Annotated in this window: 30 protein-coding genes; 12 read left to right on the top strand and 18 right to left on the bottom strand. The window is 66.6% G+C overall.

The window, feature by feature from the left end; translation table 11 throughout:
• Nucleotides 1-3: 3 nt before the first annotated feature.
• From ACYVH8_RS10960 to ACYVH8_RS10935, 6 genes are all read right to left on the bottom strand, one after another.
• Nucleotides 4-594, bottom strand: a complete 591-nt coding sequence (locus ACYVH8_RS10960) for a DUF4136 domain-containing protein (protein WP_460488890.1) — start codon at nt 592-594, stop codon at nt 4-6.
• Nucleotides 595-1,521: a tRNA 2-thiocytidine(32) synthetase TtcA gene (gene ttcA / locus ACYVH8_RS10955; RefSeq protein ID WP_460488889.1), complete on the bottom strand. Its 927-nt coding sequence runs from the start codon at nt 1,519-1,521 to the stop codon at nt 595-597.
• Nucleotides 1,522-1,649: 128 nt separating this feature from the next.
• Nucleotides 1,650-2,021 carry a dihydroneopterin aldolase gene (locus ACYVH8_RS10950; protein ID WP_460488888.1) on the bottom strand — a complete coding sequence of 124 codons (372 nt, stop codon included), beginning with the start codon at nt 2,019-2,021 and terminating at the stop codon, nt 1,650-1,652.
• A complete protein-coding gene (locus tag ACYVH8_RS10945) occupies nt 2,018-2,416 on the bottom strand; it encodes a dihydroneopterin aldolase (RefSeq protein WP_460488887.1) in 399 nt (132 codons plus the stop codon). Before ACYVH8_RS10945 ends, ACYVH8_RS10950 begins: the two co-directional genes overlap by 4 nt.
• The gene (locus ACYVH8_RS10940; RefSeq protein WP_460488886.1) at nt 2,413-3,201 is read right to left on the bottom strand and encodes an SDR family oxidoreductase; all 789 of its coding nucleotides are present in this window, start codon (nt 3,199-3,201) and stop codon (nt 2,413-2,415) included. Before ACYVH8_RS10940 ends, ACYVH8_RS10945 begins: the two co-directional genes overlap by 4 nt.
• The gene (locus ACYVH8_RS10935) at nt 3,194-3,952 is read right to left on the bottom strand and encodes a hypothetical protein (protein WP_460488885.1); all 759 of its coding nucleotides are present in this window, start codon (nt 3,950-3,952) and stop codon (nt 3,194-3,196) included. Before ACYVH8_RS10935 ends, ACYVH8_RS10940 begins: the two co-directional genes overlap by 8 nt.
• Nucleotides 3,953-3,956: 4 nt before the next feature.
• Between ACYVH8_RS10935 and ACYVH8_RS10930 the strand changes: the two genes are divergently transcribed.
• The 3 genes from ACYVH8_RS10930 to trxC are packed head-to-tail and all read left to right on the top strand — an operon-like array spanning nt 3,957 to nt 5,763.
• Complete coding sequence (locus ACYVH8_RS10930; RefSeq protein WP_460488884.1) at nt 3,957-5,060, top strand: class I SAM-dependent methyltransferase; 1,104 nt, start codon at nt 3,957-3,959, stop codon at nt 5,058-5,060.
• Nucleotides 5,061-5,070: 10 nt separating this feature from the next.
• Nucleotides 5,071-5,265, top strand: a complete 195-nt coding sequence (locus ACYVH8_RS10925; RefSeq protein WP_460488883.1) for a DUF2905 domain-containing protein — start codon at nt 5,071-5,073, stop codon at nt 5,263-5,265.
• Between the two features lie 57 nt (nt 5,266-5,322).
• Complete coding sequence (gene trxC / locus ACYVH8_RS10920) at nt 5,323-5,763, top strand: thioredoxin TrxC (protein ID WP_460488882.1); 441 nt, start codon at nt 5,323-5,325, stop codon at nt 5,761-5,763.
• 12 nt (nt 5,764-5,775) lie between these two features.
• On the opposite strand, the gene ACYVH8_RS10915 is transcribed toward trxC, so the two are convergent.
• The 5 genes from ACYVH8_RS10915 to ACYVH8_RS10895 form a co-directional block, all read right to left on the bottom strand.
• Nucleotides 5,776-7,050 carry a multifunctional CCA addition/repair protein gene (locus ACYVH8_RS10915; RefSeq protein ID WP_460488881.1) on the bottom strand — a complete coding sequence of 425 codons (1,275 nt, stop codon included), beginning with the start codon at nt 7,048-7,050 and terminating at the stop codon, nt 5,776-5,778.
• A gap of 135 nt (nt 7,051-7,185) precedes the next feature.
• Nucleotides 7,186-7,869 (bottom strand): glutathione S-transferase family protein, encoded by a 684-nt coding sequence (locus ACYVH8_RS10910; protein WP_460488880.1) that lies wholly within the window; start codon nt 7,867-7,869, stop codon nt 7,186-7,188.
• Between the two features lie 43 nt (nt 7,870-7,912).
• Nucleotides 7,913-8,869, bottom strand: coding sequence for a complex I NDUFA9 subunit family protein (locus tag ACYVH8_RS10905; RefSeq protein ID WP_460488879.1), 957 nt, complete (start codon nt 8,867-8,869; stop codon nt 7,913-7,915).
• Entirely contained in the window at nt 8,866-8,991 is a 126-nt protein-coding gene (locus ACYVH8_RS10900) for a hypothetical protein (RefSeq protein ID WP_460488878.1), read from the bottom strand. Before ACYVH8_RS10900 ends, ACYVH8_RS10905 begins: the two co-directional genes overlap by 4 nt.
• Nucleotides 8,988-10,988 (bottom strand): lytic transglycosylase domain-containing protein, encoded by a 2,001-nt coding sequence (locus ACYVH8_RS10895; RefSeq protein WP_460488877.1) that lies wholly within the window; start codon nt 10,986-10,988, stop codon nt 8,988-8,990. The genes ACYVH8_RS10900 and ACYVH8_RS10895 overlap by 4 nt, the downstream gene beginning before the upstream one ends.
• A 9-nt stretch (nt 10,989-10,997) precedes the next feature.
• Between ACYVH8_RS10895 and ACYVH8_RS10890 the strand changes: the two genes are divergently transcribed.
• Complete coding sequence (locus ACYVH8_RS10890) at nt 10,998-11,609, top strand: 5-formyltetrahydrofolate cyclo-ligase (RefSeq protein ID WP_460488876.1); 612 nt, start codon at nt 10,998-11,000, stop codon at nt 11,607-11,609.
• Between the two features lie 26 nt (nt 11,610-11,635).
• A complete protein-coding gene (locus ACYVH8_RS10885; protein ID WP_460488875.1) occupies nt 11,636-12,625 on the top strand; it encodes an MBL fold metallo-hydrolase in 990 nt (329 codons plus the stop codon).
• Nucleotides 12,626-12,633: 8 nt separating this feature from the next.
• Here ACYVH8_RS10885 and ACYVH8_RS10880 read toward each other — a convergent pair whose 3' ends face one another.
• Both ACYVH8_RS10880 and ACYVH8_RS10875 read right to left on the bottom strand, forming a co-directional pair.
• Nucleotides 12,634-13,230 carry a DUF3617 family protein gene (locus ACYVH8_RS10880; RefSeq protein WP_460488874.1) on the bottom strand — a complete coding sequence of 199 codons (597 nt, stop codon included), beginning with the start codon at nt 13,228-13,230 and terminating at the stop codon, nt 12,634-12,636.
• Between the two features lie 65 nt (nt 13,231-13,295).
• The gene (locus ACYVH8_RS10875) at nt 13,296-14,153 is read right to left on the bottom strand and encodes a DUF6279 family lipoprotein (RefSeq protein ID WP_460488873.1); all 858 of its coding nucleotides are present in this window, start codon (nt 14,151-14,153) and stop codon (nt 13,296-13,298) included.
• A gap of 13 nt (nt 14,154-14,166) precedes the next feature.
• Here ACYVH8_RS10875 and glmU point away from each other — a divergent pair, with 13 nt between their 5' ends.
• The gene (glmU, locus tag ACYVH8_RS10870; RefSeq protein ID WP_460488872.1) at nt 14,167-15,576 is read left to right on the top strand and encodes a bifunctional UDP-N-acetylglucosamine diphosphorylase/glucosamine-1-phosphate N-acetyltransferase GlmU; all 1,410 of its coding nucleotides are present in this window, start codon (nt 14,167-14,169) and stop codon (nt 15,574-15,576) included.
• Nucleotides 15,573-16,319, top strand: a complete 747-nt coding sequence (locus ACYVH8_RS10865) for a sensor histidine kinase (RefSeq protein ID WP_460488871.1) — start codon at nt 15,573-15,575, stop codon at nt 16,317-16,319. The genes glmU and ACYVH8_RS10865 overlap by 4 nt, the downstream gene beginning before the upstream one ends.
• Here the strand turns inward: ACYVH8_RS10865 and ACYVH8_RS10860 are convergent.
• On the bottom strand, nt 16,297-16,794 hold the full coding sequence (locus ACYVH8_RS10860) for an Lrp/AsnC family transcriptional regulator (protein ID WP_460488870.1): 498 nt from the start codon (nt 16,792-16,794) through the stop codon (nt 16,297-16,299). The two genes, ACYVH8_RS10865 and ACYVH8_RS10860, sit on opposite strands and share 23 nt — an antisense overlap.
• 135 nt (nt 16,795-16,929) lie before the next feature.
• On the opposite strand from ACYVH8_RS10860, the gene glmS reads away from it, so the two are divergent.
• Both glmS and ACYVH8_RS10850 read left to right on the top strand, forming a co-directional pair.
• The gene (gene glmS, locus ACYVH8_RS10855) at nt 16,930-18,780 is read left to right on the top strand and encodes a glutamine--fructose-6-phosphate transaminase (isomerizing) (protein ID WP_460488869.1); all 1,851 of its coding nucleotides are present in this window, start codon (nt 16,930-16,932) and stop codon (nt 18,778-18,780) included.
• 19 nt (nt 18,781-18,799) lie between these two features.
• Nucleotides 18,800-19,237: a hemerythrin domain-containing protein gene (locus tag ACYVH8_RS10850; protein WP_460488868.1), complete on the top strand. Its 438-nt coding sequence runs from the start codon at nt 18,800-18,802 to the stop codon at nt 19,235-19,237.
• 80 nt (nt 19,238-19,317) lie between these two features.
• Here the strand turns inward: ACYVH8_RS10850 and ACYVH8_RS10845 are convergent, their stop codons facing one another.
• Nucleotides 19,318-19,518, bottom strand: a complete 201-nt coding sequence (locus ACYVH8_RS10845; protein ID WP_460488867.1) for a DUF2798 domain-containing protein — start codon at nt 19,516-19,518, stop codon at nt 19,318-19,320.
• A gap of 111 nt (nt 19,519-19,629) precedes the next feature.
• Between ACYVH8_RS10845 and ACYVH8_RS10840 the strand changes: the two genes are divergently transcribed.
• The gene (locus ACYVH8_RS10840) at nt 19,630-20,949 is read left to right on the top strand and encodes a Rieske 2Fe-2S domain-containing protein (RefSeq protein WP_460488866.1); all 1,320 of its coding nucleotides are present in this window, start codon (nt 19,630-19,632) and stop codon (nt 20,947-20,949) included.
• A 10-nt stretch (nt 20,950-20,959) separates the two neighbouring features.
• Nucleotides 20,960-21,949 carry a substrate-binding domain-containing protein gene (locus ACYVH8_RS10835; RefSeq protein ID WP_460488865.1) on the top strand — a complete coding sequence of 330 codons (990 nt, stop codon included), beginning with the start codon at nt 20,960-20,962 and terminating at the stop codon, nt 21,947-21,949.
• Between the two features lie 40 nt (nt 21,950-21,989).
• Here ACYVH8_RS10835 and ACYVH8_RS10830 read toward each other — a convergent pair whose 3' ends face one another.
• Genes ACYVH8_RS10830 through ACYVH8_RS10820 form a run of 3 tightly spaced genes read right to left on the bottom strand, consistent with a single transcriptional unit; the run spans nt 21,990 to nt 24,686 of the window.
• The gene (locus ACYVH8_RS10830) at nt 21,990-22,511 is read right to left on the bottom strand and encodes a MarR family winged helix-turn-helix transcriptional regulator (RefSeq protein WP_460488864.1); all 522 of its coding nucleotides are present in this window, start codon (nt 22,509-22,511) and stop codon (nt 21,990-21,992) included.
• A complete protein-coding gene (locus ACYVH8_RS10825; protein WP_460488908.1) occupies nt 22,501-23,727 on the bottom strand; it encodes a Gfo/Idh/MocA family protein in 1,227 nt (408 codons plus the stop codon). The genes ACYVH8_RS10830 and ACYVH8_RS10825 overlap by 11 nt, the downstream gene beginning before the upstream one ends.
• Complete coding sequence (locus ACYVH8_RS10820; protein ID WP_460488863.1) at nt 23,724-24,686, bottom strand: PDR/VanB family oxidoreductase; 963 nt, start codon at nt 24,684-24,686, stop codon at nt 23,724-23,726. Before ACYVH8_RS10820 ends, ACYVH8_RS10825 begins: the two co-directional genes overlap by 4 nt.
• 180 nt (nt 24,687-24,866) lie before the next feature.
• Here ACYVH8_RS10820 and ACYVH8_RS10815 point away from each other — a divergent pair, with 180 nt between their 5' ends.
• Nucleotides 24,867-25,829, top strand: a complete 963-nt coding sequence (locus ACYVH8_RS10815) for a Bug family tripartite tricarboxylate transporter substrate binding protein (RefSeq protein ID WP_460488862.1) — start codon at nt 24,867-24,869, stop codon at nt 25,827-25,829.
• Nucleotides 25,830-26,004: the final 175 nt, after the last annotated feature.

The following is a 26,004-nucleotide window of genomic DNA, read 5'->3' as shown; positions in this document are numbered from 1 at the left end:
CCCTTAGCGCGGAATCTCGACCTTGACGCGGCGCGAGCCGGCCGGCGCCTTGGGAAAATCCTTGAGCGCGGCGGCCAGCGTCGCGCGCAGGATGTTGTAGCGGTCGTTCCAGGGGCCTTCGTGCGTGGCGCGGGTTTCGTAGACCACCTGGTTGTTGCTCAGGTCGCGCAGCAGCAGCGTGACTTCGTGACGGTACTGGCTGGGCGGCGGAAAGCGCATGCCTATCACGCTGCCCACGCCTATGCCCATGGTGCCGCCGCCGATGTAGATGGAACCGCCGCCGCGGTAGGGGCGGCCCCAGTCATCGACCTGGTAGCTTTCCATGCGCGTCGTGATCTGCGCGCTGTAGCGTGCGCCGGCTTCGTCATGCACCATGCCGACTTCGTTGAGTTCGCTCTCGGCGATGGCCTCGACCGAGTCGGTCTCCACCGGGTTGGTCTGCGAGGGCAGGCGCTCGAAACGGTAACGCGCGCCGGGCTCGATGGTGGCGGCCCCGGCCGGCGCGGCGGTGCTCACCTGGGATTCGACCAGGCGCAAACCCGAGCAGCCGGCCAGCAGCAGCGTGAGGGACAGCAGGGTCAGCAGGCGTTTCATTTAGAGCGTCACCACCTGCACGCCACCGGGCAGGGCAGGCGCGGCGGGGAGTTCCTCTTCGTCAAAGGCCAGGTCGCCGTTCTCGTCGGGCACGCCGGTGGCTTTCAGGTTCTTGAAGTCGTGCAGCCTGGGGTCCATCAGGTGCGAGGGCACCACGTTCTGCAGGGACGTGAACATGGTCTCCAGCCGGCCGGGAAACTTCTTGTCCCATTCGCGCAGCAGGTTGCCGATCTGCTTGCGCTGCAGGTTCTCCTGGCTGCCGCACAGGGTGCAGGGGATGATGGGGAACTGTTTGTGCTCGGCCCAGCGCACCAGGTCCTTCTCCACCACATAGGCCATGGGGCGGATCACGACGAACTCGCCGCTGTCGCTGCTGAGCTTGGGCGGCATGCCCTTGAGCTTGCCGCCGAAAAACATGTTGAGGAAGAAGGTCTGCAGCATGTCGTCGCGGTGGTGACCCAGGGCAAGCTTGTTGCACCTGAGCTGGCGCGCCACGCTGTACAGGATGCCGCGGCGCAGCCGGCTGCACAGGCTGCACATGGTCTTGCCCTCGGGGATGTTGCGCTTGACGATGGAGTAGGTGTCCTGCGTCTCGATGTGGTACTCCACGCCGAGGTTTTTCAGGTACTCGGGCAGGATGTGGTCGGGGAAACCGGGCTGCTTCTGGTCCAGGTTGACGGCCACGAGCTCGAAGCGGATGGGCGCGCGCTGCTGCATCTTGAGCAGGATGTCGAGCATGCCGTAGCTGTCCTTGCCGCCCGACATGCAGACCATGACGCGGTCGCCCTCCTCGATCATGTTGTAGTCCATGATGGCCTGGCCGACGTTGCGGCACAGGCGTTTCTCGAGCTTGTGCGTCTCGCGCTCGATCTTCAGGGCCTTGTCATTGCTGACGGCCGGTTCGTTCTCTACCCAGACTGCACTCATTTTCTTGCTCCGTTCGCCCCGAGCCCTCCGATTCTGATCAGGACAGGCCTGTCGAAGGGCTCAATTTCATGTTCACGCCGCGCCAGGACTTCGACAAGCTCAGTCCAGACGGGCAAAGGTTGTTGACCTCACCACAGGCCGGTTTCGGCCCGGATGGCGACTTCGCAGTCGTCGAAAATTTCCAGCTTGACGATCTTCACGCGCACGCCGATCACGCCGGGCAGCTGCAGCAGGCGGTCGGCCAGTTTGCCGATCATGCTTTCGAGCAGGTTCATGTGCTCGGACTGGCATTCGTCGATGATGATCTGACGCACCTTGCGGTAGTCCAGCACGTGGTTGATGTCGTCGTCGTGCGGCCGCAGGGGTTGCGGACCGAGGTTGAGCTCGGCATCGACCAGGATGGGCTGCGGGGCGGTCTTCTCATGGTCGAGGATGCCCAGGTTGGCGTCGAAGCGCAGGCCGGTGAGCGTGAGGATTTGGGTGCTGATGCCTTGCTTCACGGGGCCTCCGACTTGATCCTGAAGACTTCGACGCCCACACCCGCGCAGTCCGGATAGACGTCAGGCTTGCAGCTGGAGAGGCGGACCGCCTGCACTTGCGGATGGGCCAGCAGCCGCGCGGCCAGGTCGTCGCACAGGGTTTCCTGCAGTTCTACATGGCCCTCACGCACCCGACTTGCGATCACTTCGCGAACAAAATCGTAGTCCACGACTTCGTGCAGGCGGTCGTTGACGGTCGTGGAGTGTTCATAAGACACATACAGATCCACATTGAAGACCACACGCTGCGCCTGCACTTTTTCGAACGAATGAACGCCGATCTGCGCGGGGAGCACGTAGTCGCGCAGAAAGATGCGGCGACATTGCAGGGCCAGCTGTTCCAGGGTTGGATTCATGGCTTGATGTCTTTCAGCATGTCTTCGACGACGAACATCACATCTCGCGGTAACGGGACCAGGTGTTGCCCATTGTCCACGGTGACGGTGACGCCGGTGATGCACGGATTATTCGCCAGGAAAACGCAGGTGGCAGCGACTTGCTCGGGGTCGGTGGCGCGGCGCATCAGGTTGACCCGGCTGGCCTCATCGAAATTGGACTGCGTCTGGGGACCGCTGAGGTACATCAGGCCGGGTGCAACGCCGCAGACGCGCAGTGTCGGCGCCAGTGCCTGGGCCTGCAAGGCAACGGTGCGCTCCAGCGCCAGCTTGCCCACGGTATAGGAGAAGTAGTCGGGATTGAGGTTGAAGACCTTCTGGTCCAGCACATGCAAAACGCTGCGCTGGCCGTCATATTCTTCAGCGGCCAGGCTCCGGGCCATCAGGCTGCTGAGCTCCAGCGGGGCAAGCAGGTTCACTTCCAGCAGATGGCGGACAGTCTCCAGCTTCAGATCCTGCGCATGATCCGGCTTGAAGCTGGAGGCGTTGTTGACCAGACAATGCAGAGGGCCGCTCTCGTCCAAGATGGTTCGCATCATGTGCTGACGCTGGCTTTCGTCCGCCAGGTCGGCTCGGATGGCGCGCGCCCAGCCGCCTTGCTCCCGCAGCGAGCGGCACAGCGACTCGGCCTGGTCCTCGGACGTCTGGTAGTGGCACCAGACGTTCCAGCCACTCTGGGTGAATTGCCGGGCTATCGTCGCACCCAGGCGCTGGGCGCCGCCAGTGATCAGCACGTGTCTAGGCATTACCATGCTCCACATCCAACAGGCCGCGGACAAAAAATGCGAGATCCTGCGCAAAATACAGGCGATCGGCTGGGTTCAGAAGAAAGTCCTCCCCGAGCAGCTTGATGAAGACGATGCCGACGTGATCCTTCTTTTCTCCCATCAGCGGTTCGTGATTCTGGGTGTAGCCCTCCTTCTCGGCGCCGAAAAAGCATGATTTGTAGCGAGTTCGAAGTTCGGGCAGTGCCTCCCGGCCGCTGTCGGCCTTGGGGAGCCAGACGACAAAATTCACCTTCTTGACATTCAGCTCGAGCTTGAATTCCAGCTGGCGTTCGATGTGTTGTCCCGGATGTCGATGCGAGTCTGACACGACAAGGATGTAGTCGGCGATGCAGCCTCTGATCTTCGGGGTGATGCGCGCGTGCGTGTAACGCCCCCCGCTGATCGTGGGGGCGAGATTTTCCTGTAGGGCGGCGGGGATTTCCTGGCGAAGAATGTGCTCGGTCAGTGTCTTGAGTTTGCGTGCTCCGCCGTCACCGAAGACCATTGCGACGACAATCAGGCCTACGGGTATGCCGACCGTCAGCATCGCGACGGCGGAGGACATGGCATCCTTGTCCCGGATCCAGATCCCCCAGCCCAAGAGGCCCATTGCGCTGAGCAGAACCGCTACCATAATCAAGGCAAGCGCAACCTTGGCCCAGGCGGGGAGCGCCAACATCTTCAACCAGCGGATCAGGTCGTTAGAAGTCTTGAGTGATTCATCGCTCATACATATGTCTCGTTTTTCCACCTCGAATGCCTCGGCTCAACTGAGCCAAATTATCGTTGATGCCATCGGGGAAGCCGGCGGCTGGATGGCTTTTGACGACTTCATGGCCCGGGCCCTGTACACACCCGGCCTGGGTTATTACGCCAACGACCTGCGCAAACTGGGGCTCATGCCCGGTTCGGGCAGCGATTTCGTGACCGCGCCCGAGTTGTCCCCCCTGTTCGGCCGTGCCCTGGCGGTGCAGGTCGGGCAGGCGCTGGAGCATACGCAGACCGAGGAGGTCTGGGAGTTCGGCGCCGGTTCCGGGGCGCTGGCCCTGCAGCTGCTGGAGGCCCTGGGCGAGCGCGTGCGACGCTACACCATCGTCGACCTTTCGGGCGCGCTGCGCGCGCGCCAGCAGCAGACGCTGGAGAGGTTCGGCGGGCGGGTGCGCTGGGTCAGCGAACTGCCGGCGGCCATGCAGGGCGTGGTGGTGGGCAACGAGGTGCTGGACGCCATGCCGGTGCAGCTGCTGGCGCGCATCGGCGGTGTCTGGCACGAGCGCGGCGTGGCCCTGGAGCCGGAATCGCAGCGCCTGCTCTGGCAGGACCGCCCCACCCAACTGCGCCCGCCCGTGGCGATCGAGGGCGGGCACGATTACCTGAGCGAGATCCATCTGCAGGCCGAGGCCTTTGTGCGCACCCTGGCCGAGCGCCTGCAGCGCGGCGCGGCTTTTTTCATCGACTACGGTTTCCCCGAGGCCGAGTACTACCACCCGCAGCGCCACATGGGCACGGTCATGTGCCACCGCGCCCACGAGGCCGACACCGACCCGCTGGGCGACGTGGGCCTCAAGGACATCACGGCCCACATCAACTTCACGGGCATCGCGCTGGCCGCGCAGGAGTCCGGCCTGGGCGTGCTGGGCTACGCCACGCAGGGTCGTTTCCTGCTCAATTGCGGCCTGCCGCAGCTCATGGAGCGGGCCGAGCTGCCGGTGCGCGCGCAGGCGCACAAGCTGGTGATGGAGCACGAGATGGGCGAGCTGTTCAAGGTCCTCGGCCTGTGCGTCGGTGAGCCCTGGTTCGCTTTAGGCTATTCGGCGGGTGACCGCACCCACACTTTGTAGGAATCAAGGCATGTTCCGCTGGCTGCTCGCCATCTTCATCATCCTGCTGCTGGTCAACGCCGTGACGCCCTGGTTCAAGAAGCTCGGTTTCGGCCGTCTGCCGGGTGACCTGAACTTCACACTTTTCGGTCGTGAGTTCAACCTGCCTTTCACCACCACCATCATCCTCAGCCTGGTGGCCGTGGGCCTGGCCAAACTCATCTGAGCCGGGCTTGAATCGGGTACCCCCGGCCCTATATGGACAGGAGGAAAGGGGCTCCCCATGAGCACAACGCGCCATATCGTCTGTCCGCATTGCCACACCACCAACCGCGTCAAGGTCGACGACCTGGGCAGCGCGCCCGATTGCGGGCAATGCCATCAAGCCCTGTTCACTGGCCAGCCGGTCGCGCTGGACGCGGCCGCCTTCGAGCGCCACATCGGTCGCAGTGAAGTGCCGGTGCTGGTGGACTTCTGGGCGTCCTGGTGCGGCCCCTGCCGCATGATGGCGCCGGCTTTCGAGCAGGCCGCAGCCCAGTTGGAGCCGCAGGTTCGCCTGGCCAAGGTCAACACCGAGGATGAGCAGCAGCTGGCTGCGCGCTTCAACATCCGCAGCATCCCCACGCTGGCGCTGTTCGTCGGTGGGCGCGAGGTTGCGCGCCAGGCCGGTGCCCTGCGCTCGGCCGCGGACATCCAGCGCTGGGTGCGGGCCCAGCTGGCCTAGGGCCTGCTCACACTAATCGCTGGCTTCGTCGTCGAGCTGCAGGTGGCGGGCCACGGCCCGGGCCCGTGCCGCGTGGATGATTTCCCCCACCTTCTTGCCGCTGTGACCCTGGGCCAGGGCATGTTCGGCAATCTCCTGCGTGGGCAGGGCCAGCACGGTCTCCAGCACACCCTGCAGGCGTGTCGCCTGCGGATAGGGTTCCTGCTCCAGGCCCTGGCGGCCGCGCGCATCGCATTCGCAGGCCAGCAGCACTTCGGCGAAGCGCTGCGGCTTGCGTATGGCATCGCAGCGCTCCAGCAGGCGCACCAGCGCCGTAGCGCCCAGGCTGCCGCTGCGGTGGATGTTGCCGTGCTCGCGCGCCACCACGTCGGCCAGCTCGCGGCAATCGACGGGCACGCGCAGGCGCTCACACAGGCCCAAGAGGTGCCGCGCGCTGCGCTCCTCGTGACCGATATGGCGCGGCAGCACATCGGCGGGCGTGGTGCCCTTGCCCAGGTCGTGGCCCAGGCAGGCGAAACGCACGGTCAGCGGCGCGTTCAACTGCGCCGCCATGTCCAGCACCATCATCAGGTGCACGCCGGTGTCGATCTCGGGGTGGTGCTGCTCGGGTTGCGGCACACCCCAGAGGCGGTCCACTTCGGGCAGCAGACGTTTCAGCGCGCCGCAGGCACGCAGCACCTCGAACAAACGCGAGGGTTTTTCTTCCATCAGGCCGCGGCCGAGTTCCTGCCAGACGCGTTCGGCCACCAGGTGGTCGACCTCGCCGTCCTCCACCATCTGCCGCATCAGCTCCATGGTTTCGGGGGCCACCGTGAAGTCGGTGAAGCGCGCCGAGAGCCGCGCCACGCGCAGGATGCGCACCGGGTCCTCGCGGAAGGCCGGCGTGACGTGGCGGAACACCTTGCGTTCGATGTCGCGCTGCCCGTGGTAAGGATCGGTCAGCTGCGCGGCATCGAAAGAGCCGTCGGGCCGGCACAGACTGCTGTGCACGGCGATCGCGTTGACGGTCAGGTCGCGCCGCGCCAGGTCTTCTTCCAGCGTGACCTCGGGCGAGGCGTGCACGGCAAAACCCTTGTAGCCGCGCGCGGTCTTGCGCTCGGTGCGCGCCAGCGCGTATTCCTCTTTGCTCTGGGGATGCAGGAAGACCGGGAAGTCCTTGCCCACGGGCACGAAACCCTGGGCGGCCATCTCCTCGGGCGTGGTTCCCACCACCACCCAGTCGTGGTCCTTCACGGCCAAGCCGAGCAGGGCGTCGCGCACCGCGCCACCCACCATGTAGATCTGCATGGCGGGCAGTTTAGCGTTTCGTTCCCACACCATCATGCCGTTCGGGCTGAGCTTGTCGAAGCCGGCGCTGTGTCGGGGTCAGAAGCCCTTCGACAGGCTCAGGGCGAACGGATTTCAACTCAGGGCGAACGGAACTCAGCGTTTCAGACGGTAGGGCTCTTCGAAGGCGAGGAAATCCTGCTCCTGGCGGGCCTGCTCGATCCAGGCCGCCACACCGGGCAGGGCAGCCACACGCTCCATGTAGGCGGCAATCCCCGGCGGCACGGGCAGGCCGTAGGTCTTCAGGCGCATGCAGACCGGCGCAAAGTAGGCGTCGGCTATGGTGAAGCCGCCGAAGAGCAGGGGCCCGCCGTGCTGTGCCAGCAGCTCACCCCACATGGCCACCAGGCGCTCCACGTCGGCGCGCACGGCCGGCTGGTCGCGCCAGATCAGCGCGCCCACCTCGGGCAGCGAGGCTTCGATGTTCTGCGGGCAGTGGCTGCGCAGGGCGCTGAAACCGGCGTGCATCTCGGCGCAGACGCTGCGCGCGCGGGCGCGTGCCGCCTTGTCCTGGGGCCACAGCCGCTTCTCGGGGAATTGCTCGGCCAGGTACTCGGCAATCGCCAGCGTGTCCCAGATCACCAGCGCACCGTCGGCCAGCACCGGCACCTTGCCCGCGGGATTGAGGCCGGCCAGGGTCTGCTTGAATTGCGAGCCGGGATCGAAGGCATCGAAGCGCACCAGCACCTCGTCGAACGGGATGCCGGTCTGGCGCAGCAGCACCCAGGGCCGCATGGACCAGGACGAATAGTTCTTGTTGCCGATGTAGAGCTTGCGCATGGGAGCCTCCAGAGGGGGCTCCCATGGTAGCGCCGCAGACCGGTCAGCGGCGGCGGAAGCGGCTGCGCAGACGCAGCAGCGGGTCGCCGTCGCCGAGGTAGCCCGGCGCCACGGTGGCCGGACCGGCGGGCGTGATGCCCAGCGCGGTGAAACCGGGCACACGGCCCGTGGCCACGTTGTCGATCTTCATCGAATCGAGGTTGTCGCGGCTCATCAGGGGCTGGCCCGGGGCCAGCTCCATCATCAGGGCCTGCAGGCGCCCGATGGCCATGGGCAGGGGGATCACGGGGCGTGGCACACCGGCGGCGCGGCCGGCCAGTTGCACCAGTTCCTTGAGCGTGTGGACGACCGGGCCGCAGAGCTCAAAAGTCTGCCCGATGGTGCGCGTGTCCTGCAGGCTCTGCGCCACGGCCTGGGCTACGTCTTCCACCCAGACCGGCTGGAAGCGGGCATGGGCGCCGGCCAGCGGCATCACCGGGAACAGGCGTTGCAGCGCGGCGAAGAGATTCAGGAAACGATCGTCGGCGCCGAAGATCACGCTGGGGCGCAGCACCGTGAGCTGCAGGCCCTGGGCGGCCGCGGCCTGCAGGGCCGCTTCGCCGCGTGACTTGCTGCGCAGGTAAAGCGAGGGGGCGCTAGCTGCGGTGGCCGGCTCGGCGCCCAGGGCGCCGATGTGCACCAGGCGTTTCACGCCGGTGCCCAGGCAGGCGCGGGCCAGCTTCTCGGGCAGTTCGACGTGGGTGCGCTGGAAGGCGGCTTCATCACCGTGCAGGATGGCCACCAGGTTGATGACGGCGTCATGCCCGGCGAGCAGGCGGCGCAGCGTGGCTTCGTCATGGACGTCGGCCTCCAGCACCGTGAGCCCGGGCAGATGCTGCACATGGCTGGCGTTGGACGCGCGGCGCGTGGGCACCGTCATGGCCCAGCCCAGGCGGGCCAGCCGTTCGCAGATGTGGCGGCCGACGAAACCCGTACCGCCCAGCAGCAGCACACGCTTCACTGGGGAGCCCTCCGCGCCGTGCGCTGCGGAATGAACGCTTCGGAGCGGCCGTGCGCGTTCATGTGGATCCTCCGCGCCGTGCGCTGCGGAATGAACGCTTCGGAGCGGCCGTGCGCGTTCATGGCAGTTCTTCGCCGGGTTCGGGTTTGTCCATGCCCAGCGGGCCGACAAAACCCAGGCGGGCCTTGAGCGACTGGGGCTCACCGCTTAATACGGCGGCGTAGTTGACGGTGTTCGACAGCACTTTCTTGACGTAGTCGCGCGTCTCGCCGAAGGGGATGTTCTCGGTCCAGATGGCGGCTTCGAGCACCGGGTCGCCGGTCTGGCCGCGCCAGGCCTTGGAGCGGCTGGGGCCGGCGTTGTAGGCGGCTGCGGCCAGGGGCATGGAGCCGTCGAAGGCATCGAGCACCAGCTTGAGGTAACCCGTGCCGATGGCGATGTTGGTGTGACGCTCGGTGATCTGCTTGGGCTTGAAATTGTTCATGCCGATGCGCCGCGCCGTCCAGCGTGCGGTGGCCGGCATGACCTGCATGAGGCCGGCCGCGCCCACGCCGGACTTGGCTTCCGGGATGAAACGGCTTTCCTGGCGGATCAGGCCATAGACGAAGGCCGGCTCCAGGCCGGTGAGTTCGGCGCGCTGCTGCACTTCCTGTTTGAAGGGCGTGGGGAAACGCTGCGCGTAGTCCATGGTCGTGCGGGTGCGTTCGCTGGCGTTGATGCAGCGGTCCCACACCTGCTGTTCGCAGGCGATGGCCGCTGCGGCCAGCAGTTCGCGGTCGTTCATGCCGCCGCGCTGGTGCAGGTTGGTGCTGTAGTTCCACTCGCGCACACCCTCCGTGCGCAGGCCGATCTCGATGGCATAGAGCGCGCGCTTGAGGCTGGCGTTGTCGCGCGCGGCCTGCAGTTCGTCCTCGGTGAGCGGCGCCGGTGCGGGCGGTACGCTGATGCGCTGGCCCAGCTCCTCCATGGCCAATTGCTCGTAGAAACCGCGCGGCGAAGCGATGGACTGCAGCAGGGTGCGCGCGCGCAGCTCGGCATTGGGGGCCTGCAGGGCCAGCAGGGCGCGGGCGCGCCAGTAGATCCAGGTCGGGTCGCGCAGCTGCGCTTCACTCAATGCGGCAATGCCGTCGTGGACCTGCTGCCAGTCGTTGGCGCGCAGGGCGGCGCGCACCTTCCACACCAGGTGGTCGCTGTGCATGTGGCGCTCGTCGCCCTGGGCGTAATAAGCGAGGGCCTTGTCGGACAGGGTGCGCGCGGCGCGCTTGCCGATCACGCCCCAGACCCAGCTGCGCTCTTCCTGCGTGAGCTGGGCGCGCCAGCGCAGCTTGTTGAGCTCCTCGGCAGCGGCCTCGGGGTCGCTCGACGCCAGGCGGATCATGGCCAGCGTCACCCATTCACGCGTCTTGGGGCGGAAGGCGGTGAGCTTTTCGTCCAGGTAGCGCTTGGGGTTGGCGTAGAGGGTGTTGAGGCCGTTGGCCCAGTCGGCGCTGAGCAGGCCCACGGCCTGCTGGGCGATGCGCGGCTTGTCGAACTCGAAGCCCAGGCGGGCGCGGCGCCAGGCCACCATGGCGTCCAGCTTGTCGTCCTTGAGCAGGCGCTCGGCGGCGGCGGCGCAGCCGTCGTCCGGGTCACGCTGCGACAACCAGAGCTCCTGCACCTGGGCCGCCACGTCTTCGCCGCTGGTGGCGTAGGCCGCGTGCAGGGCGTGGCAGCGCACCTCGATGTCGTCGTGCATGCGGAACTTGGCGTACTCGACCTGGAAACGCGGCCAGTCCTTGCGCTTGCCCAGTTGCAGCAGCCAGTCGTTGCGCAGGCGGTCCTCCTGGTAGGTGCCGGCGTAGCGGCTCAGAAAATTGTCGACCTCGGCCGGTTTGGCGTCGTCCAGGCGGGCGCTGAGCTCCCAGTAGGCGGCCCAGGGCTCCAGCACATGGCCCTGGACCTGGGGCAGCAGGGAGGACAGGCGCTTGCTGTCGGGTTTCTTGTAGGCTTCGGCCATGTCCGTGATCAGGGCGTCCTGATCGGGCTTGGCTCGGGGCTTGACTTTGCTCGACGCAGCCGCCGCGGGCAGGGCCAGGCCCAGCGCCAAGGCGATAGCTGTCAGAATGACTTGAAACTGCATGTGGAAATTATGGACACATCCGAGGAAAAAAGGGCGCAAGAGAAGAAAAACCTGCGCCAGCGTCTCATTACTGAACGTTTGAACCTGCCCGATCGCCTACAGCGTGCGGCGCTTTTGCAACAGGTCATGCGCATCTGGCTCGTGGGGCGCAGCGACCTTGTGATCGGCGCCTACTGGCCCATCAAGGGTGAATTCGATCCCCTGCCGGCTCTGCACCGCTGGAAAGAGGACGGCGAACTGCTGGACAATCCGCAGCCGCGGCGCATCGGCCTGCCCGTGATCGACAAGGTGCACAAGACCCTGACCTTCCACGCCTGGTACCCCGGCTGCCCCATGGAAGAGGACGCCTACGGCATCCCGAAACCGAAGGACACCGAGCTCATCGTGCCCACCCTGCTCTTCGTGCCCTGCGTGGGCTACGGGGCCGGCGGTTACCGCCTGGGCTACGGCGGCGGTTTCTATGACCGCACCCTGGCCACGCTGCAACCCAAACCCTACACCGTGGGCCTGGGCTACACCCAGGGTTACGTGGACGACTTCGAGCCCGAGCCGCACGATGTTCCGCTGGAGGCCATCCTCAACGACAACGGCGTGGTGTGGCCAGTGTCCGGAATGGGCTGAGTGCCCGCCTCACCAAGGAGCCCCTCATGAGAAAAGCCTTCGCCTCGCAGGCCGACCTGGCCGACAAGAAGATCACCTTCGAGCAGCTCAGTGAGCACTGCTGGGCCTACACCACCGAGGGTGACCCGAACTCGGGTGTCATCATCGGCGAGCGGTTCATCCTGGTCAGCGACGCCACCGCCACGCCGGCCATGGCCAGGGACCTGATTGCCAAGATCCGCACCGTCAGCGATCTGCCCATCAAGTACGTGCTGCTCACGCACTACCACGCGGTGCGCGTGCTCGGCGCCTACGCCTATGCCGCCGAAGGCGCCACCGAGATCATCGCCAGCCAGGGCACGCTGGAGCTGATCCGCGAGCGCGGCGCGCAGGACATGCAAAGCGAGATGGAGCGCTTCCCGCGCCTGTTCCGCAACGCCGAGACCGTGCCCGGCCTGACCTGGCCGACCATGGTCATCGGCGGCGGCAACCCCGCGCGCGGCGAGGTGCCGGGCAAGCTGTCCCTCAACCTGGGCGGCGTGGTGGTGCAGATATGGAGCCCCGGCCCCGGCCACACGCGCGGCGACACCATCGCCTGGGTGGAGGAGGAGAAGGTGCTGTATTCGGGCGACCTGGTCGAGTACGAGGCCGGTGTCTACACCGGCGATGCCCAACTGGCCGAATGGCCCGCCACGCTGGAAGCCCTGCGCGCCCTTAAAGCGGAGTGCATCGTGCCCGGCCGTGGCGAGGCCATGAAGGGCCAGGCCAACGTCAACAAGGCGCTGGATTACACGAAACGCTGGGTTCAGACGCTGTTCCAGGCCGGCAAGGAAGCCGTGGCGCAGGGTATGGACCTGAAAGCCGCCATGGCCCACACGCGCAAGCGCATGGACCCGGTCTTCGGCCATGTCTTCATCTACGAGCACTGCCTGCCCTTCGACGTGAGCCGGGCCTATGACGAGGCCAGCGGCATCAGGAACCCGCGCATCTGGACCGCCGAGCGCGACCAGCAGATGTGGGCCGCGCTGCAGGGTTGAGTTTGCTTTCACTGGCAGGCGGCGGCCAGGCCCTTGATCTGCTGCTCGCATTGCGCACGTGCCCCTTCCGGCAGGCTGGCGCAGCGGCCCAGCATCCGGGCAGGGTCCATCTTGCACATGGGGCTGTTCTTGTCGAGCTGCATCATCGCGTCGCCCTTGCAGGCGCCGGCGTGGGTGTAGCGGACCTTGAAGCTGCGCTGCTTGCCGTCCTTGCTGACGGTGGTGTCCATCAGGTAGCTCTTCTCGCTTTCGCGTGTCATGAGCATGCGGGAGCTTCCGCCGTCCTTGCAGCTGACTTCGATCTCGGCCTCGCTGTCGGTGTTGCGCAGGACCTTGGGCGTGCACCTGGGGTCTTCCACCTGACTGCTCTTGTTGATCTGCTTGCTCACGTCCATGCACAGGCCGGCCTGGCCCATGGCCGCCGCGCCCATGCGCATCTGCGGATCGTCGCTGGAGATCAGCTCCATGCGCCACAGGCCCTGGCCCATGGGGGTGGCTTTGAAGAGCTTGAGCTCGGACAGCGGCGCGGCCGCGCGGCCCGAGCCGGCCAGCAGCAGGCCGGTCAGCAGGACAGCGCGCAGAAGGGCAGGGATGTGGCGGCGCATGGCGAATCTCCAGTCTCGATGGGCTCAGGCCATTCTCGCAGAGCTGCCCTGAAGCGGCCAGCGTTTCAGCGGGAGGCGATCAGGGCCCGCAGATCGGTCTCGTAGCCCTGCAGCCGCTCGGCCAGCCGGCGCCGCTGCGCCGCGCTGGCGCTGTTGTGCAGGGCGGCGATGGTCTGGCAGCCCTCCAGCAGCATGCTTTCGAACTGCGCGCGCGCAGCAGGCTCGGGCGGCTCCAGGCTGCGCTGCACCAGGGCCAGCATTTCGGCCTTGACGTGGGCGGGGCGGTCGCCGTTGCGATGTTCCTGCAGCGCACCCAGGATGTCCTGCTGGCGGCGCAGGCGTTCGGCCCAGGCCAGGCGTGCGTCGAAGCTGGAGGCGGCGATGCGCTGGCGCAGCAGCGTCTTCTGCGTCTCGCTCAGGCGGCCGTAGAAATCCTCATAGCGGTCCACCGCGCGCTCCAGGCGGCGCTCCCGCAGCTCGACGGGCGTGCCGTCCAGCCATTCACTGCGCCATTTCTGGTTGTGTTTCTCGAACTGCCGGGCCAGGTGGCGCAGCTGCCCGGCCTGCAGGGTGGGGGCCAGGCGGGCCAGGCCTTCGGCGCCTTGCTCGCCCAGGCCTTGCAAATGCACGCGGGCCTGGGCCAGGTGGGCGCAGACCTGCTCGGGCGTGACAGCCTCGGGGGCCTGTTGCTGCAGGCGCTGGAGCAGCGCGGCATAGGCGGGCAGTTCCTGGCGGCGATGCCAGGTCTGCAGGGCCTCCAGGCTGTCGCGCACCGGCCGGTCCTGGGCGTCCTCGAAATCGATGTAAGCGTCCAGCCACCAGTAGAGCAGGGTGGGGGCGTTGTTGTAGCCGGTTTGCACGGCGCTGCAGCCGGCCAGCAGAACCAGCAGCAGCGCACCGATAATGCGGGACAAGGTTTTCATCACAGGCAGACGCATGAAGCAGAACGGACAGGCAGTGGATGTGGTCATCATGGCCGCAGGTAAAGGCACGCGCATGAAAAGCCGCTTGCCCAAAGTATTGCACCGTCTGGCCGGGCGCGCCCTGCTGCAGCACGTGATAGCCACCGCTTCGGGGCTGAACGCCCGGCGCGTGGTGGTCATCACGGGTCACGGCGCGGCCGAGGTCGAGGCCGGTGTGGTGCACCCGGGCGGTGGTTTGCTGCAGTTCGTGCGCCAGGAGCCGCAGCTGGGCACCGGCCACGCCGTGCAGCAGGCCGTGCCCGCGCTGCCGGACGACGGCGTGGTCGTGGTGCTCTCGGGCGACGTGCCGCTGACGCAAGCCGATACCCTGCACCATTTGATCGAGGCCTGCGGCGGCGACAAGCTGGCCCTGCTGACCATCGCCTTCGAGGACCCCGCGGGCTACGGCCGCATCGTGCGCGATGCCGGTGGCACGGTGCAGGCCATCGTGGAGCACAAGGACGCTTCCGAGGCGCAGCGCCAGATCCGGGAAATCTACAGCGGCATCATGGCCGTGCCGGCCCGCCTGCTCAAACCCTGGCTGGGCCGACTGGACAACAAGAACACCCAGGGCGAGTACTACCTGACCGACGTGGTGAAGTTCGCCGTGGCGCAGGGGGTGCCCGTGGTGGCGCACAAGATCAGCGACGCCCTGCAGGTGGCTGGCATCAACAGCCCCGTGCAGCTGGCGGAGCTGGAGCGGGCCTACCAGCAGCGTGCCGCGCGCAGCCTCATGGAGCAGGGCGTGCGCCTGGCCGACCCGGCACGTTTCGATGTGCGCGGTGAACTGCTCTGCGGCCAGGACGTGGAGATCGACATCGGCTGCATCTTCGCGGGTCGTGTGGAGCTGGGCGAGGGTGTGCGCATCGGCGCGCACTGCACGATCAGCAACGCGCGCATTGCCGCGGGCGCGGTGATCCATCCCTACACCCACATCGAAGGCGGCTTCAGCGAGAAGGACCGCATCGAGGTGGGCGCCGGCGCCCTGATCGGCCCCTACGCCCGCCTGCGCCCCGGCGCCAAGCTGGGCGAGGAGGTGCACATCGGCAACTTCGTGGAGATCAAGGCCGCCACCCTGGCCAAGGGGGCCAAGGCCAACCATCTGGCCTATATCGGCGACTCGAAGGTGGGCGAGCGCGTGAACTATGGCGCGGGCAGCATCACGGCCAATTACGACGGCGCCAACAAGCACACCACGGTGATCGAGGCCGACGTGCACATCGGCAGCAACTGCGTGCTGATCGCGCCTGTCACCATCGGCGCGGGCGGCACGGTGGGCGGCGGCTCCACCATCACCAAGGACACGGCGCCCGGTGCGCTGACCGTGGCGCGGGCCAGGCAGCTCAGCCTGAGCAACTGGAAGCGCCCCGAGAAGAAAAAATGAGTGACAGCGAGCCCGTGCCCGAGCAGGACATCGCGCGGCTGCAAGCCGAACTGCAGGATGCGCGCGCCGCACTCGGCGACTTTGCCTACGCGGTGTCGCACGACCTGCGCGCCAGCCTGCGCCACATCATGTCCTATGCCTCCCTGCTGCGCGAGGAGGCCGGCCCCGTGCTGCCGGGCGAGGCGCTCGCTTACCTGGAGACCATCCACGGCGCGTCCCGCACCCTGGGGCAGCAGATCGATGGCCTGATGGCCTGGAGCCTGCTGGACCGTACGGAGCTGCGGGTGCGGGAGCTGGATGCCGGTGCGCTGATCGCCGAGGCCCAGGCTCAGCTGGGTGAGTTGTGTGCGGGACGCCGGATCGATTGGCGCATTCAGGAGGGCCTGCCTGTGCTCTTCGGGGACCCGGCGCTGCTGCGCCAGCTGTTTGTGCACCTGCTCTCGAATGCGCTCAAGTTCACCCGCGGTCGTGCGGTGGCGGAAATCTCCGTCCAGGCCCAAGGGGTGCCTGAAGGGTGGGTCACCTACACCGTGGAGGACAACGGCGCGGGCTTCGACCCGGTGCGCCAGCACAAGCTCTTCCACGTCTTCCAGCGCCTGCATGGCAGCAGCCAGTTCGAGGGGCTGGGCCTGGGCCTGGCCCTTTCGCGCAAGATCGTCGAGCGCCATGGCGGCAGCATCCGGGCCGAGGGCGCCCCCGATGCCGGCTGCCGCGTGAGCTTCACCCTGCTGCGTGTCGCCTGAGTGGTACGCGCGTGCCGAACTTGCTGCGTTTCACGCTGAAGAAGGCCTTGACGTTGCGCACATTGGCGTCGCTGGTGAAGAGGCGCTGCGCCAGCGCCAGGTAGTCCGGCATGTCGAGCGCCTGCACGATCAACACAAAATCCGGCCCGGGCGAAACGCGGTAACACTGCTGCACGGCCTCGTCGCCCGCCACGCGCTGCTCGAAGGCCGCTTGCGCTTCCTCGCCCTGGCGCTCCAGCGTGATCTCCACGATGGCCTGCAGGCCGTGGCCCAGCAGGGGCGCCAGCTTGTCCGGGCTGAGCAGCGCCACCTGTTTCTCGATCAGGCCGGCTTCATGCAGCCGCTTGACGCGCCGCAGGCAGGTGGGGGGCGAGATATGCGCCAGCGCCGCCAGGGTCTGGTTGCTCAGGCCGGCGTCTTTCTGCAAGGTGTCGAGCAGAAACAGATCTGTGGCATCTGTGGTGATTGATTCCATTTAAATATTATTTTTGAAATATTTGTTCTTGTAATCTGTTTTGTGAAATTTAAGTTTATAAAGTATCAAAAATCAATCAGATATTTTTCTTTCAGCCTTCTACCATCGTGGCATCGAATTCAGGAGACACTTCTTATGTGTGGCATCGTCGGCGCCGTTTCCCAACACAACATCGTCCCCGTGCTGGTGCAGGGCCTGCAGCGGCTGGAGTACCGCGGGTATGACTCCTGCGGTGTGGCCGTGCATGCGGCCGGTGGCCTGCAGCGCGCACGCAGCACCTCGCGCGTGGCCGAACTGGGCGAGCAGGTGCTGCGTGACCGGGTGACGGGCTACACCGGCATCGCCCACACCCGCTGGGCCACGCACGGCGCGCCCGCCGTGCACAACGCCCACCCGCACTTCAGCCACGGCCCCAGCGCCGACGCGGCGCAACGCGCGGCACGCGTGGCCCTGGTGCACAACGGCATCATCGAGAACCACGACGAACTGCGCGCGGCCCTGCAAAAGAAGGGCTATGTTTTTGCCAGCCAGACCGACACCGAGGTCATCGCCCACCTGATCGACGCCCTCTACGAAGGCGATCTGTTCGAAGCCGTGAAGGCCGCGACCAAACAACTGCACGGCGCCTACGCCATTGCCGTCTTCCACAAGGACGAGCCACATCGCGTGGTGGGCGCGCGCGCCGGCTCGCCGCTGATCCTGGGCGTGGGCAGCGATGGTTCGCACTACCTGGCCAGCGACGCCATGGCCCTGGCCGGCGTGACCGACCAGATCGTCTACCTCGAAGAAGGCGACGTGGTGGACCTGCAACTGGGCAAGTTCTGGGTGGTGGGCCGCGACCACAAACCCGCGCAGCGCGCCGTGAAGACCGTGCAGGCCCACAGCGGCGCAGCCGAACTCGGCCCCTACCGCCACTACATGCAGAAGGAAATCTTCGAGCAGCCGCGTGCCATCGCCGACACGCTCGAAGGCGTGGAAGGCATCGTGCCCGAGCTCTTCGGCGACGGCGCCTACCGCGTCTTCAATGAGGTCGACAGCGTGCTCATCCTCGCCTGCGGCACCAGCTACTACAGCGGCTGCGCCGCCAAGTACTGGCTGGAGAGCATCGCCAGGATCCCCACGCAGGTGGAAGTGGCCAGCGAATACCGCTACCGCGATTCCGTGCCCAACCCCAAGACCCTGGTGGTCACCATCACCCAGTCCGGCGAAACCGCCGACACCCTGGCCGCCCTGCGCCACGCGCAAAGCCTGGGCATGCAGCAGACGCTGACCATCTGCAATGTGAGCACCAGCGCCATGGTGCGCGAGTGCAAGCTCGCCTACATCACACGCGCCGGTGTCGAGATCGGCGTGGCCTCCACCAAGGCCTTCACCACGCAGCTGGCCGGCCTCTTCCTGCTCACGCTGGCGCTGGCCCAGGTGCGCGGCCATCTGAGTGATGAAGCCGAGGCACAGCACCTCAAGGCCATGCGCCACCTGCCCGTGGCTCTGCAGGCCGTGCTGGCGCTGGAGCCGCAGGTCATGAGCTGGGCCGAGGACTTCGCCCGCATGGAAAACGCGCTCTTTCTGGGCCGTGGCCTGCACTACCCCATTGCGCTCGAAGGCGCGCTCAAGCTCAAGGAAATCAGCTACATCCACGCCGAGGCCTACCCCGCGGGTGAACTCAAGCACGGCCCCCTGGCCCTGGTGACCAGTGCCATGCCTGTGGTCACGGTGGCGCCTAACGACGCCCTGCTGGAAAAACTCAAGAGCAATCTGCACGAGGTGCGCGCGCGCGGCGGCGTGCTCTACGTGCTGGCGGACAGCGACACCCGCATCGAAAGCGGCGAAGGCCTGAACGTGATACGCATGCCCGAGCACTACGGTGCGCTGTCACCGCTGCTGCATGTGGTGCCGCTGCAGCTGCTGGCGTACCACACCGCCTGCGCCCGCGGGACGGATGTCGACAAACCCAGAAACCTGGCCAAGAGCGTCACCGTCGAATGACGGTGATGCTACTTCCGATATGGAAAGATCCGAACTCAAGCTGGGAGACGAAAGCCTCGATCGCGATCACGACCTGCTGCACGAACTCATCGGGCGGCTGCGGGACGCGCCGCCCGACGGACTGGTGCCCGCGCTGGACGCGCTGCGCGCTAGCGCGAGCCAGCATTTCGCGGCCGAAGACGAGAACCTGCGCGCCATGCAGGACGGCAACGCGCAATGCCACTTGGACGAACACGCCAACGTGCTGAAGTCGTTCGACGAGGTGCGCGAGGTGCTGGTGGGGGACGGACATCCGCCCGAAGTGAAGCAGCGGCTGGTGCAAAGCCTCACGGTGCAACTGCTGGAATGGCTGCCCCGCCACGTGCGGGAAATGGACGCTGGCGTGGCGACCTGGCGTTCCAGGCAGCGCTTCGGCGGCGCCCCCGTCCAGATCAGCCGCCATCCGAAGCGGGCCTGATCGCGCCCGGATGTCTCAGGGGCGGCGCTGCGGCGGTGGTGCCACGCTCAGCCCCACCAGTCAGACCACCACTGGCCGCATCAGCATGACGCTGAAGAACGCCCCGGCCAAGCCACCGCGTAGGCCTGCAGCGCGCGCAGCAAGAACGCGCCGACGCCGCCGGTGTTCCAGGCAGTGAGCGCCAGTGACATCATGAAGCCCACCAAGCTGGCCATGAAGAACGAGAACACCACCGGCGCAAAGCGCGTCGGGAGTCTGCTGGAGGGCTGCGAAGGTTTCACTCTGAAAAACGCTGGCGTCGGGCGTCGGGATGCAATATACTTAGAGGTCAAAGTATATTGCATCCCGCAGTCGTCGCGGTGGCGGGGTCAGTCACTCACAGGAGATTTCCGATGATCACTCGCGAAGAAAACGATTTGCTGTGCCGGGTCGAGCATGGTGCCCCCATGGGCCAACTGATGCGCCAACATTGGGTTCCCATCTGCCTGTCCGAGGAGGTCGAGGATCCTGACGGCGCGCCGGTCAAGGCCCGCATCCTGGGCGAGGATCTGGTGGTGTTCCGCGACAGCGACGGCAAGGTCGGCCTGCTGGAAGAGGCCTGCCCGCACCGCGGCGCCTCGCTGCTGTTCGGCCGCAACGAGGAAGGCGGCCTGCGCTGCCTGTACCATGGCTGGAAGCTGGACGTGCATGGCATCGTCCAGGAAATGCCGTCCGAGCCGGAAGCCAGCAAGTTGGCCGAGAAGGTGAAGCACAAGGCCTACCCGACCCAGGAATGGGGCGGCATGGTCTGGGCCTGGATGGGCGAGGCGGACAAGATGCCCGAGTTCCAGCCGCCGCGCTGGGCGCCGACCAGGGATACCCGTGTCGCGATCGCGAAGGCGGTGCTGCCGGCCAATTGGGCCCAGGTGCTGGAAGGTGCGATCGACTCGGCCCACAGCTCCAGCCTGCACAGTTCCGACATGGTGCCGGCCCGCGTGCAGGGCGCCGAAGCCAATGACAAGACCTGGCTGCGCCCTTCCACCGACAAGGCGCCGCGCCTGCAGGTCCAGCACGCCGGCTACGGCTTCCGCTACGCCGCGATCCGCCGCCCGATCTTCAACGCCCAGACCCACGACTACATCCGCACCACGGTGTTCGTGGCGCCCTGGACGGTGCTGATTCCGCCAAACAACCTGTACAACGTGGCCAACGTCAACGTGCCGGCTGACGACACCACCACCAACTTCTACTTCATCGCCTGGGGCCATCCGTCCCAGACGCCGGAGAACGAGACCTGGCGCAAGTTCCTGGGCCAGGTGAAGGGAGTGGACCTGGACGGCGAGTACCGGCCGCTGCGCAACTACGGCAACCGCTTCTGGCAGGACCGCCAGGCCATGAAGGCGGGCAACTTCACCGGCATCAAGGGCTTCCCCAATCAGGACATCGCCATGTGGGTGACCATGGGCGCTATCGCTAACCGGCCCAAGGACCGCCTGGGCGCCAGCGATCTGGCCGTGGTGGAGTTCCGCAAGCAGCTGATCGAGGCGGCCCGCAAGTTCCAGCAGGGCGACCCGGCGATCGGCACCGGTGCGGATTTCGTGCCGGCCGACGTCTGCTCGTTCCAGAGCGTGATCCCGAAGACCACCGACTGGCGCCAGTACGAGGTCAAGTACGTCTGGCTCAGCCAGCCGGATCAGCCGCAACTCGACACCGCCTACACGGTGAAGGCCTGACAATCCGACCATGAGCAAGCTCCAGATTTCCGTCGCCATGGGCGACTACGACCGCAACCGCGCGCTGTACGACGGCCGCGTGCAGATCGACGGCTGCGATCCCGTCTATATGCTGCTGAACCCGGAGGAAATGTTCTTCCGTGCCATGCGCAGCCGCGACTTCGACGTGACCGAGTTGTCCTTCTCTAGCTACCTGGTGAAGCACTCGCGCGGCGAAAGCCCCTACATCGGGATCCCGGTGTTCCTGTCGCGCGCCTTCCGCCACACCTCGATCTATGTGCGCAAGGACCGGATCAGGAAGCCGGAAGACCTGAAGGGCAAGCGCATCGGCGTCCCCGAGTACCAGCTGACCGCGATCGTCTGGGCCCGCTCGATCCTGCAGGACGACTACGGTATCCGGCCGGAAGACGTCACCTGGGTGCGCGGCGGCATCGACACGCCCGGTCGGCCGGAGAAGGTCAAGCTCGACCTGCCCCCTGGCGTGAAGGTCGAGAGTGCGCCGGAAGGCAAGACGATTTCCCAGCTGATCGACGAGGGCGAGATCGACGGCTTCATCGCCCCGCGGCCGCCGGGGGGCGCCGCCGCCAGCAATCCCAACGTCGTCTGGCTCTTCGACGACACGGTCGCAGTGGCCAAGGACTACTACCGCCGCACCGGGATCTTCCCGATCATGCACGTGGTGGGCATCCGCAAGGAACTGGCCGAGAAGCACCGCTTCCTGCCGGCGGCGCTGTTCAAGGCCTTCAGCGAATCGAAGGCGAAGGCGCTGGAACTGCTGGCCGACACCTCGGCCACCAAGGTCACGCTGCCGTTCGTGGAAGAGCAGCTGAAGGCGGCGCGAGAGACGCTGGGCCACGACTTCTGGTCGTACGGGGTGGAGAAGAACCGCAAGACGCTGGAAGCCTTCCTGCACCACCACCACGCCCAGGGCCTGTCGCCGCGCAAGCTGAAGCTCGAGGAGCTGTTCGACCCCTCGACCTACGAGACGTACAGCATCTGATCGCGCACGGCGTGCCCCAGCGGCGCCGTTTCGCTTCGAGCTAGGATTCGGCCGCCTCTTCGGCGGCCGTTTCGTTTTCGGCGTGCTCTTCCTCGGCCGCCAGGTTCTCAATCATGGTCAGCAGCGCGCGGCGCAGCATCGCCATGGTCCTGTCCGACAGGCCCCGCACGCTGATGTGGTTGACTTCCTCGGCCAGCGGCACCAGCGTGGCTTCCAGCGCGCGGCCGGCCGGGGTCAGGAACACGTGCATGTTCTTGCGGTTGCCGGCCAGCTGGCGGCGCTCGATCAGGTCCATCTGCTCCATCGCCTTGACGGCGGTGAACGTGGTGGGCTCCATCACGCCGGCGCGCTCGCTCAACTCACGTTGCGTGAGGCCGTCGCGTGTCCACAGGATGCGCAGGAAGGTCCAGTGGCCGAAGGAAACGCCGTGCGCCGCCAGGCGCTGCTGCAGGGCGCGCTGCTGGGAGCGCGCCACGTCGCGGATCAGATGCGCGAGCCGGTCGTCGGGAACCGATTCACGCCAGTGGCGAAGCAGTTGCTGGGTGTCGTTGTTATGGGCCATCGGGAAGTGGCGCCGCGCCGGGCGGCAATTGGACCTGGTGCTCCAGCATGATAGCCCGGCGGTCGCGGGCCGATGCCAGAATCGCCAGGCAGACTTCCACGGTGGCGCGCGACCACCGACCGTCGTGCAGCACGGGGCGCCCCTGGCGCGACACCGCCCACAGTTCGTCGATCACTTCCCGGCGCGGCACTGCCGGCACCGGCACCGATTCGAGCCGGGTGCCCTGGACGTCGTGCACCTCCACGCCGGCCGGTGTCAGGCGCAGGTCGGCGCCGTCGCAGGACACCAGCACCGGGCCGAAATGCTGGAAGGCGGCCGGTGGCGCGCCGGTATCAGGCACATAGCTCGAACCGCCGTAGTTGCGTTCCGCCTTCTGGCGGGCCTCGGCGGCTTCGTCGGTCGCGGCACGCAGCTTCTGCCGGGTCTGCTGGTGGGTCCCGGGCAACTTGGCCTTGCCCATCTCGCCCACCCAGTCCATCTGGGCGTCGCTGTCGTAGTAGCCGTAGCCGTTGTAGGTGATGGCGGCGAAGGCACCCGACTCGAAATCGAGCAGCGCTGAATAGGCGCCCTCGGTCGGTCGGCTCGGGTCCCAGCGGCCGGTGCGGGCCTGTACCGCCTGTACCTCGCCGCCGCCCAGCAGGCGCACAATGTCGATCTGGTGCGCCGCTTGGCTGAACACCACGCCGCCGCCCCTGGACGTGTCGAGTTCCTCCGGCCGCCGCGGCCGGTACAGGAAGTCGGTGAAGTTCAGCGCGTTGATCATCCGCACCGCGCCGAAGCGGCCGCTGTCGATCAGGCGGCGGGCCAGCAGCACGGGGGTGTTGAAGCTGTGGCTGTGGCCGATCACCAGCCGGGTGCCGGCTTGCGCGCACGCTTCGATCATGTGCGTGCAGTCCGCCAGGTTCAGCGCCATCGGCTTCTCCACCAGCACATGCTTGCCATGGGCGGCCGCCAGCCGGACATGGTCCACATGCAGCTGGTGGGGCGTGGCGACGTACACCCACTCCACCGCCGGGTCGGCGCACAGCTCCTCCGGCGAGGCACGGCCGCGGCCGCCGAAGTCGCGCTGGAACGCATCGGTGGCGCTGCCGCGCGGATCGAAGGCGGCGACCACCTTCACGCGCGGATCGCGCGTGAAGGTGGGCAACATCAGGGTGAAGGCACGCCCGAGCCCCAGCACGCCCAGGCGCAGGGCGTCGTCACGGCCGGCCGTCACAGGTCCAGCACCAGCTGTTCGGACCTGGCGCGCGACACGCACACCATGATGTGGTCGCACTTCTCCTCGTCCAGCAGCACCAGGTCGCGGTGATCTGCATCGCCTTCCAGCATCCGCACCTTGCAGGAGCCGCAGGTGCCGCTCTCGCAGGAACTCGAGACGTGGATGCCGGCGGCACGCACGGCATCGAGGATGGTCTGCTTGGCGCCCACCTGCAGGGTCCTGCCGCTGCGCTGGAGCTGAACCTGGAACGGATGGTCGTCGGCGTGCGGCTTGGTGTCGCCACCGAAGCTCTCGAAGTGGATCTGGCTGCCGGGCCAGTGGCCGGTCATGTCCTTGACCCCGTCCATCAGGCCCCTGGGGCCGCAGCAGTAGACGTGCGTGCCGGACTGCACCTTCTCGAAGATCTGCCACAGGTCGTAGGAGCGGCCCGGATCGCCGTGGTCATGGTGCACCACCACCTTGCCGGCCAGTTCGCCGTCCTGCAGTTCGTCCAGGAATGCCGTGCCCTCCGGCTCGCGACTGAAGTAGTAGAGCTTGAACTTGCGCAAACCCTCGGCTTGCAGGGAACGCACCATCGCCATCATGGGGGTGATGCCGATCCCGCCAGCCACCAGGATGAAGCTCCTGGCCTTGTCGCTCAACTCGAACAGATTCTCCGGCAGGCTCACCTGCACCTCGTCGCCTTCCGCCACGCCATCGACCAGACTGACGGAGCCGCCGCGGCCTTCGGCCTCGCGCTTGACGGCGATCTGGTAGCGGCCGGTTTCCTGCGGATCGTTGCACAGCGAGTACTGCCGCTTGTGGCCGTTAGGCACCTGGATCGCCAGGTGGGCGCCGGCGGTGAAGGGCGGCAGCGGCGCGCCGTGGGGGCCGCGCAGCTCGAACAGGTGGATGTCGCGGGCGATCTCTTGCTTGCGGGCGACGCGCAGGGGGCGCAGGTTTTCGGATTCGGACATGGTGCGGCTCGTCTAGCAGGTCGGTGGAACGCCGACTTGACGGAGATCAAGCAGGCTCGAATAATTGGTATATTATCTTAGATGGCTAAACAAATTGCCATCCCCCGGCAAGCTGCGGGGATTCCTTGAACCTTGGATGTGGCGGGTGCTTCCCGCTGCGTGCATCAATCCGGAGACACCATGAAACGACGCTCCTTCGCCGCGCTGGCCCTGGCCGCCATTCCCTTCGCGACCTTCGCCCAGGGCGGATTCCCGACCAAGCCGGTCAGGTTCATCGTCCCCTACGCTGCTGGCGGCCTGCCCGACACGGTGGCGCGCATCGTGGCCCAGAAGCTTACCGAACGGCTGGGCCAGCCGGTGGTGGTGGACAACAAGCCGGGAGGCAATGGCGTGGTCGCGTACAACACGCTGATGGCCTCCCCGAACGACAGCCACAACTTCATTGTCTCCGACGGTTCCATGCTGTCGATCACCCCCCAGATCAACAAGTCGGCCCGCTACGCCGTGGACCAGGACCTGATGGCCGTGTCCCTGATGGCCCGCTCGCCGCTGTTTCTGGTGGCGCACCCGAAGACCGGCGTCAGGACGCTGAAGGAATTCCTGGCTAAGGTCAAGGAGCAGCCGGGCGCCTACACGTACGGGTCCTCCGGCATCGGCAGCACCCATCACCTGACGATGGAAGCGCTGAAGGCGGACCTGGACCTGGATATCCGCCATGTGCCGTTCCGCGGTTCTGGCCAGTCGGTGCCCGCGCTGGTCGGCGGCCAGGTCGATTTCCTGTTCGCGGCACTCCCCTCGATGCTGGGCTTCGTCAAGAACGACCAGGTGCGCCTGATCGCCAGCAACAGCCCGAAGCGCTCGCCGCAGGCGCCCGACGTCGCCGCCATCGCCGAGGTACTGCCCGGCTTCGACTTTTCGGTCAGCGTCGGCGTGATCGGCCGCGCCGGCACCTCGGCCGAAGCGATCCGGAAGCTGAGCGACGAGATCGCCCTGGCGGTGAAGCAGCCGGACGTGATCGACAGGTTCAAGAACGGCGGCATCGAACCGATCGGCGCCGGCCCGGACGCCTACCGCAAGGAAATCGAACGCGAAAACCAGGCCATGGCGAAGGCCGGCAAGTACGCCGACCTGAAGGCCGAATAAGTGACGAGCCCCGACGCCAGCAACCTGGCCGTGCTGCTGGCGGCCGGGGCTGACCCTGGTTCCGATGTTCCTGGGACTGTGGCTGGGCCAGGCCATGCGACATCGCCTCAGCGAGGAACTGTTCCGTCGTATCCTCTTTGCGTTCCTATGCGGGCTGGCGCTGCTGCTGGTCAAA

It is taken from the genome of Curvibacter fontanus, assembly GCF_054780335.1.
The sequence above is the reverse complement of the archived record's forward strand: the minus strand, read 5'-3'. Positions and strand labels throughout refer to the sequence as shown.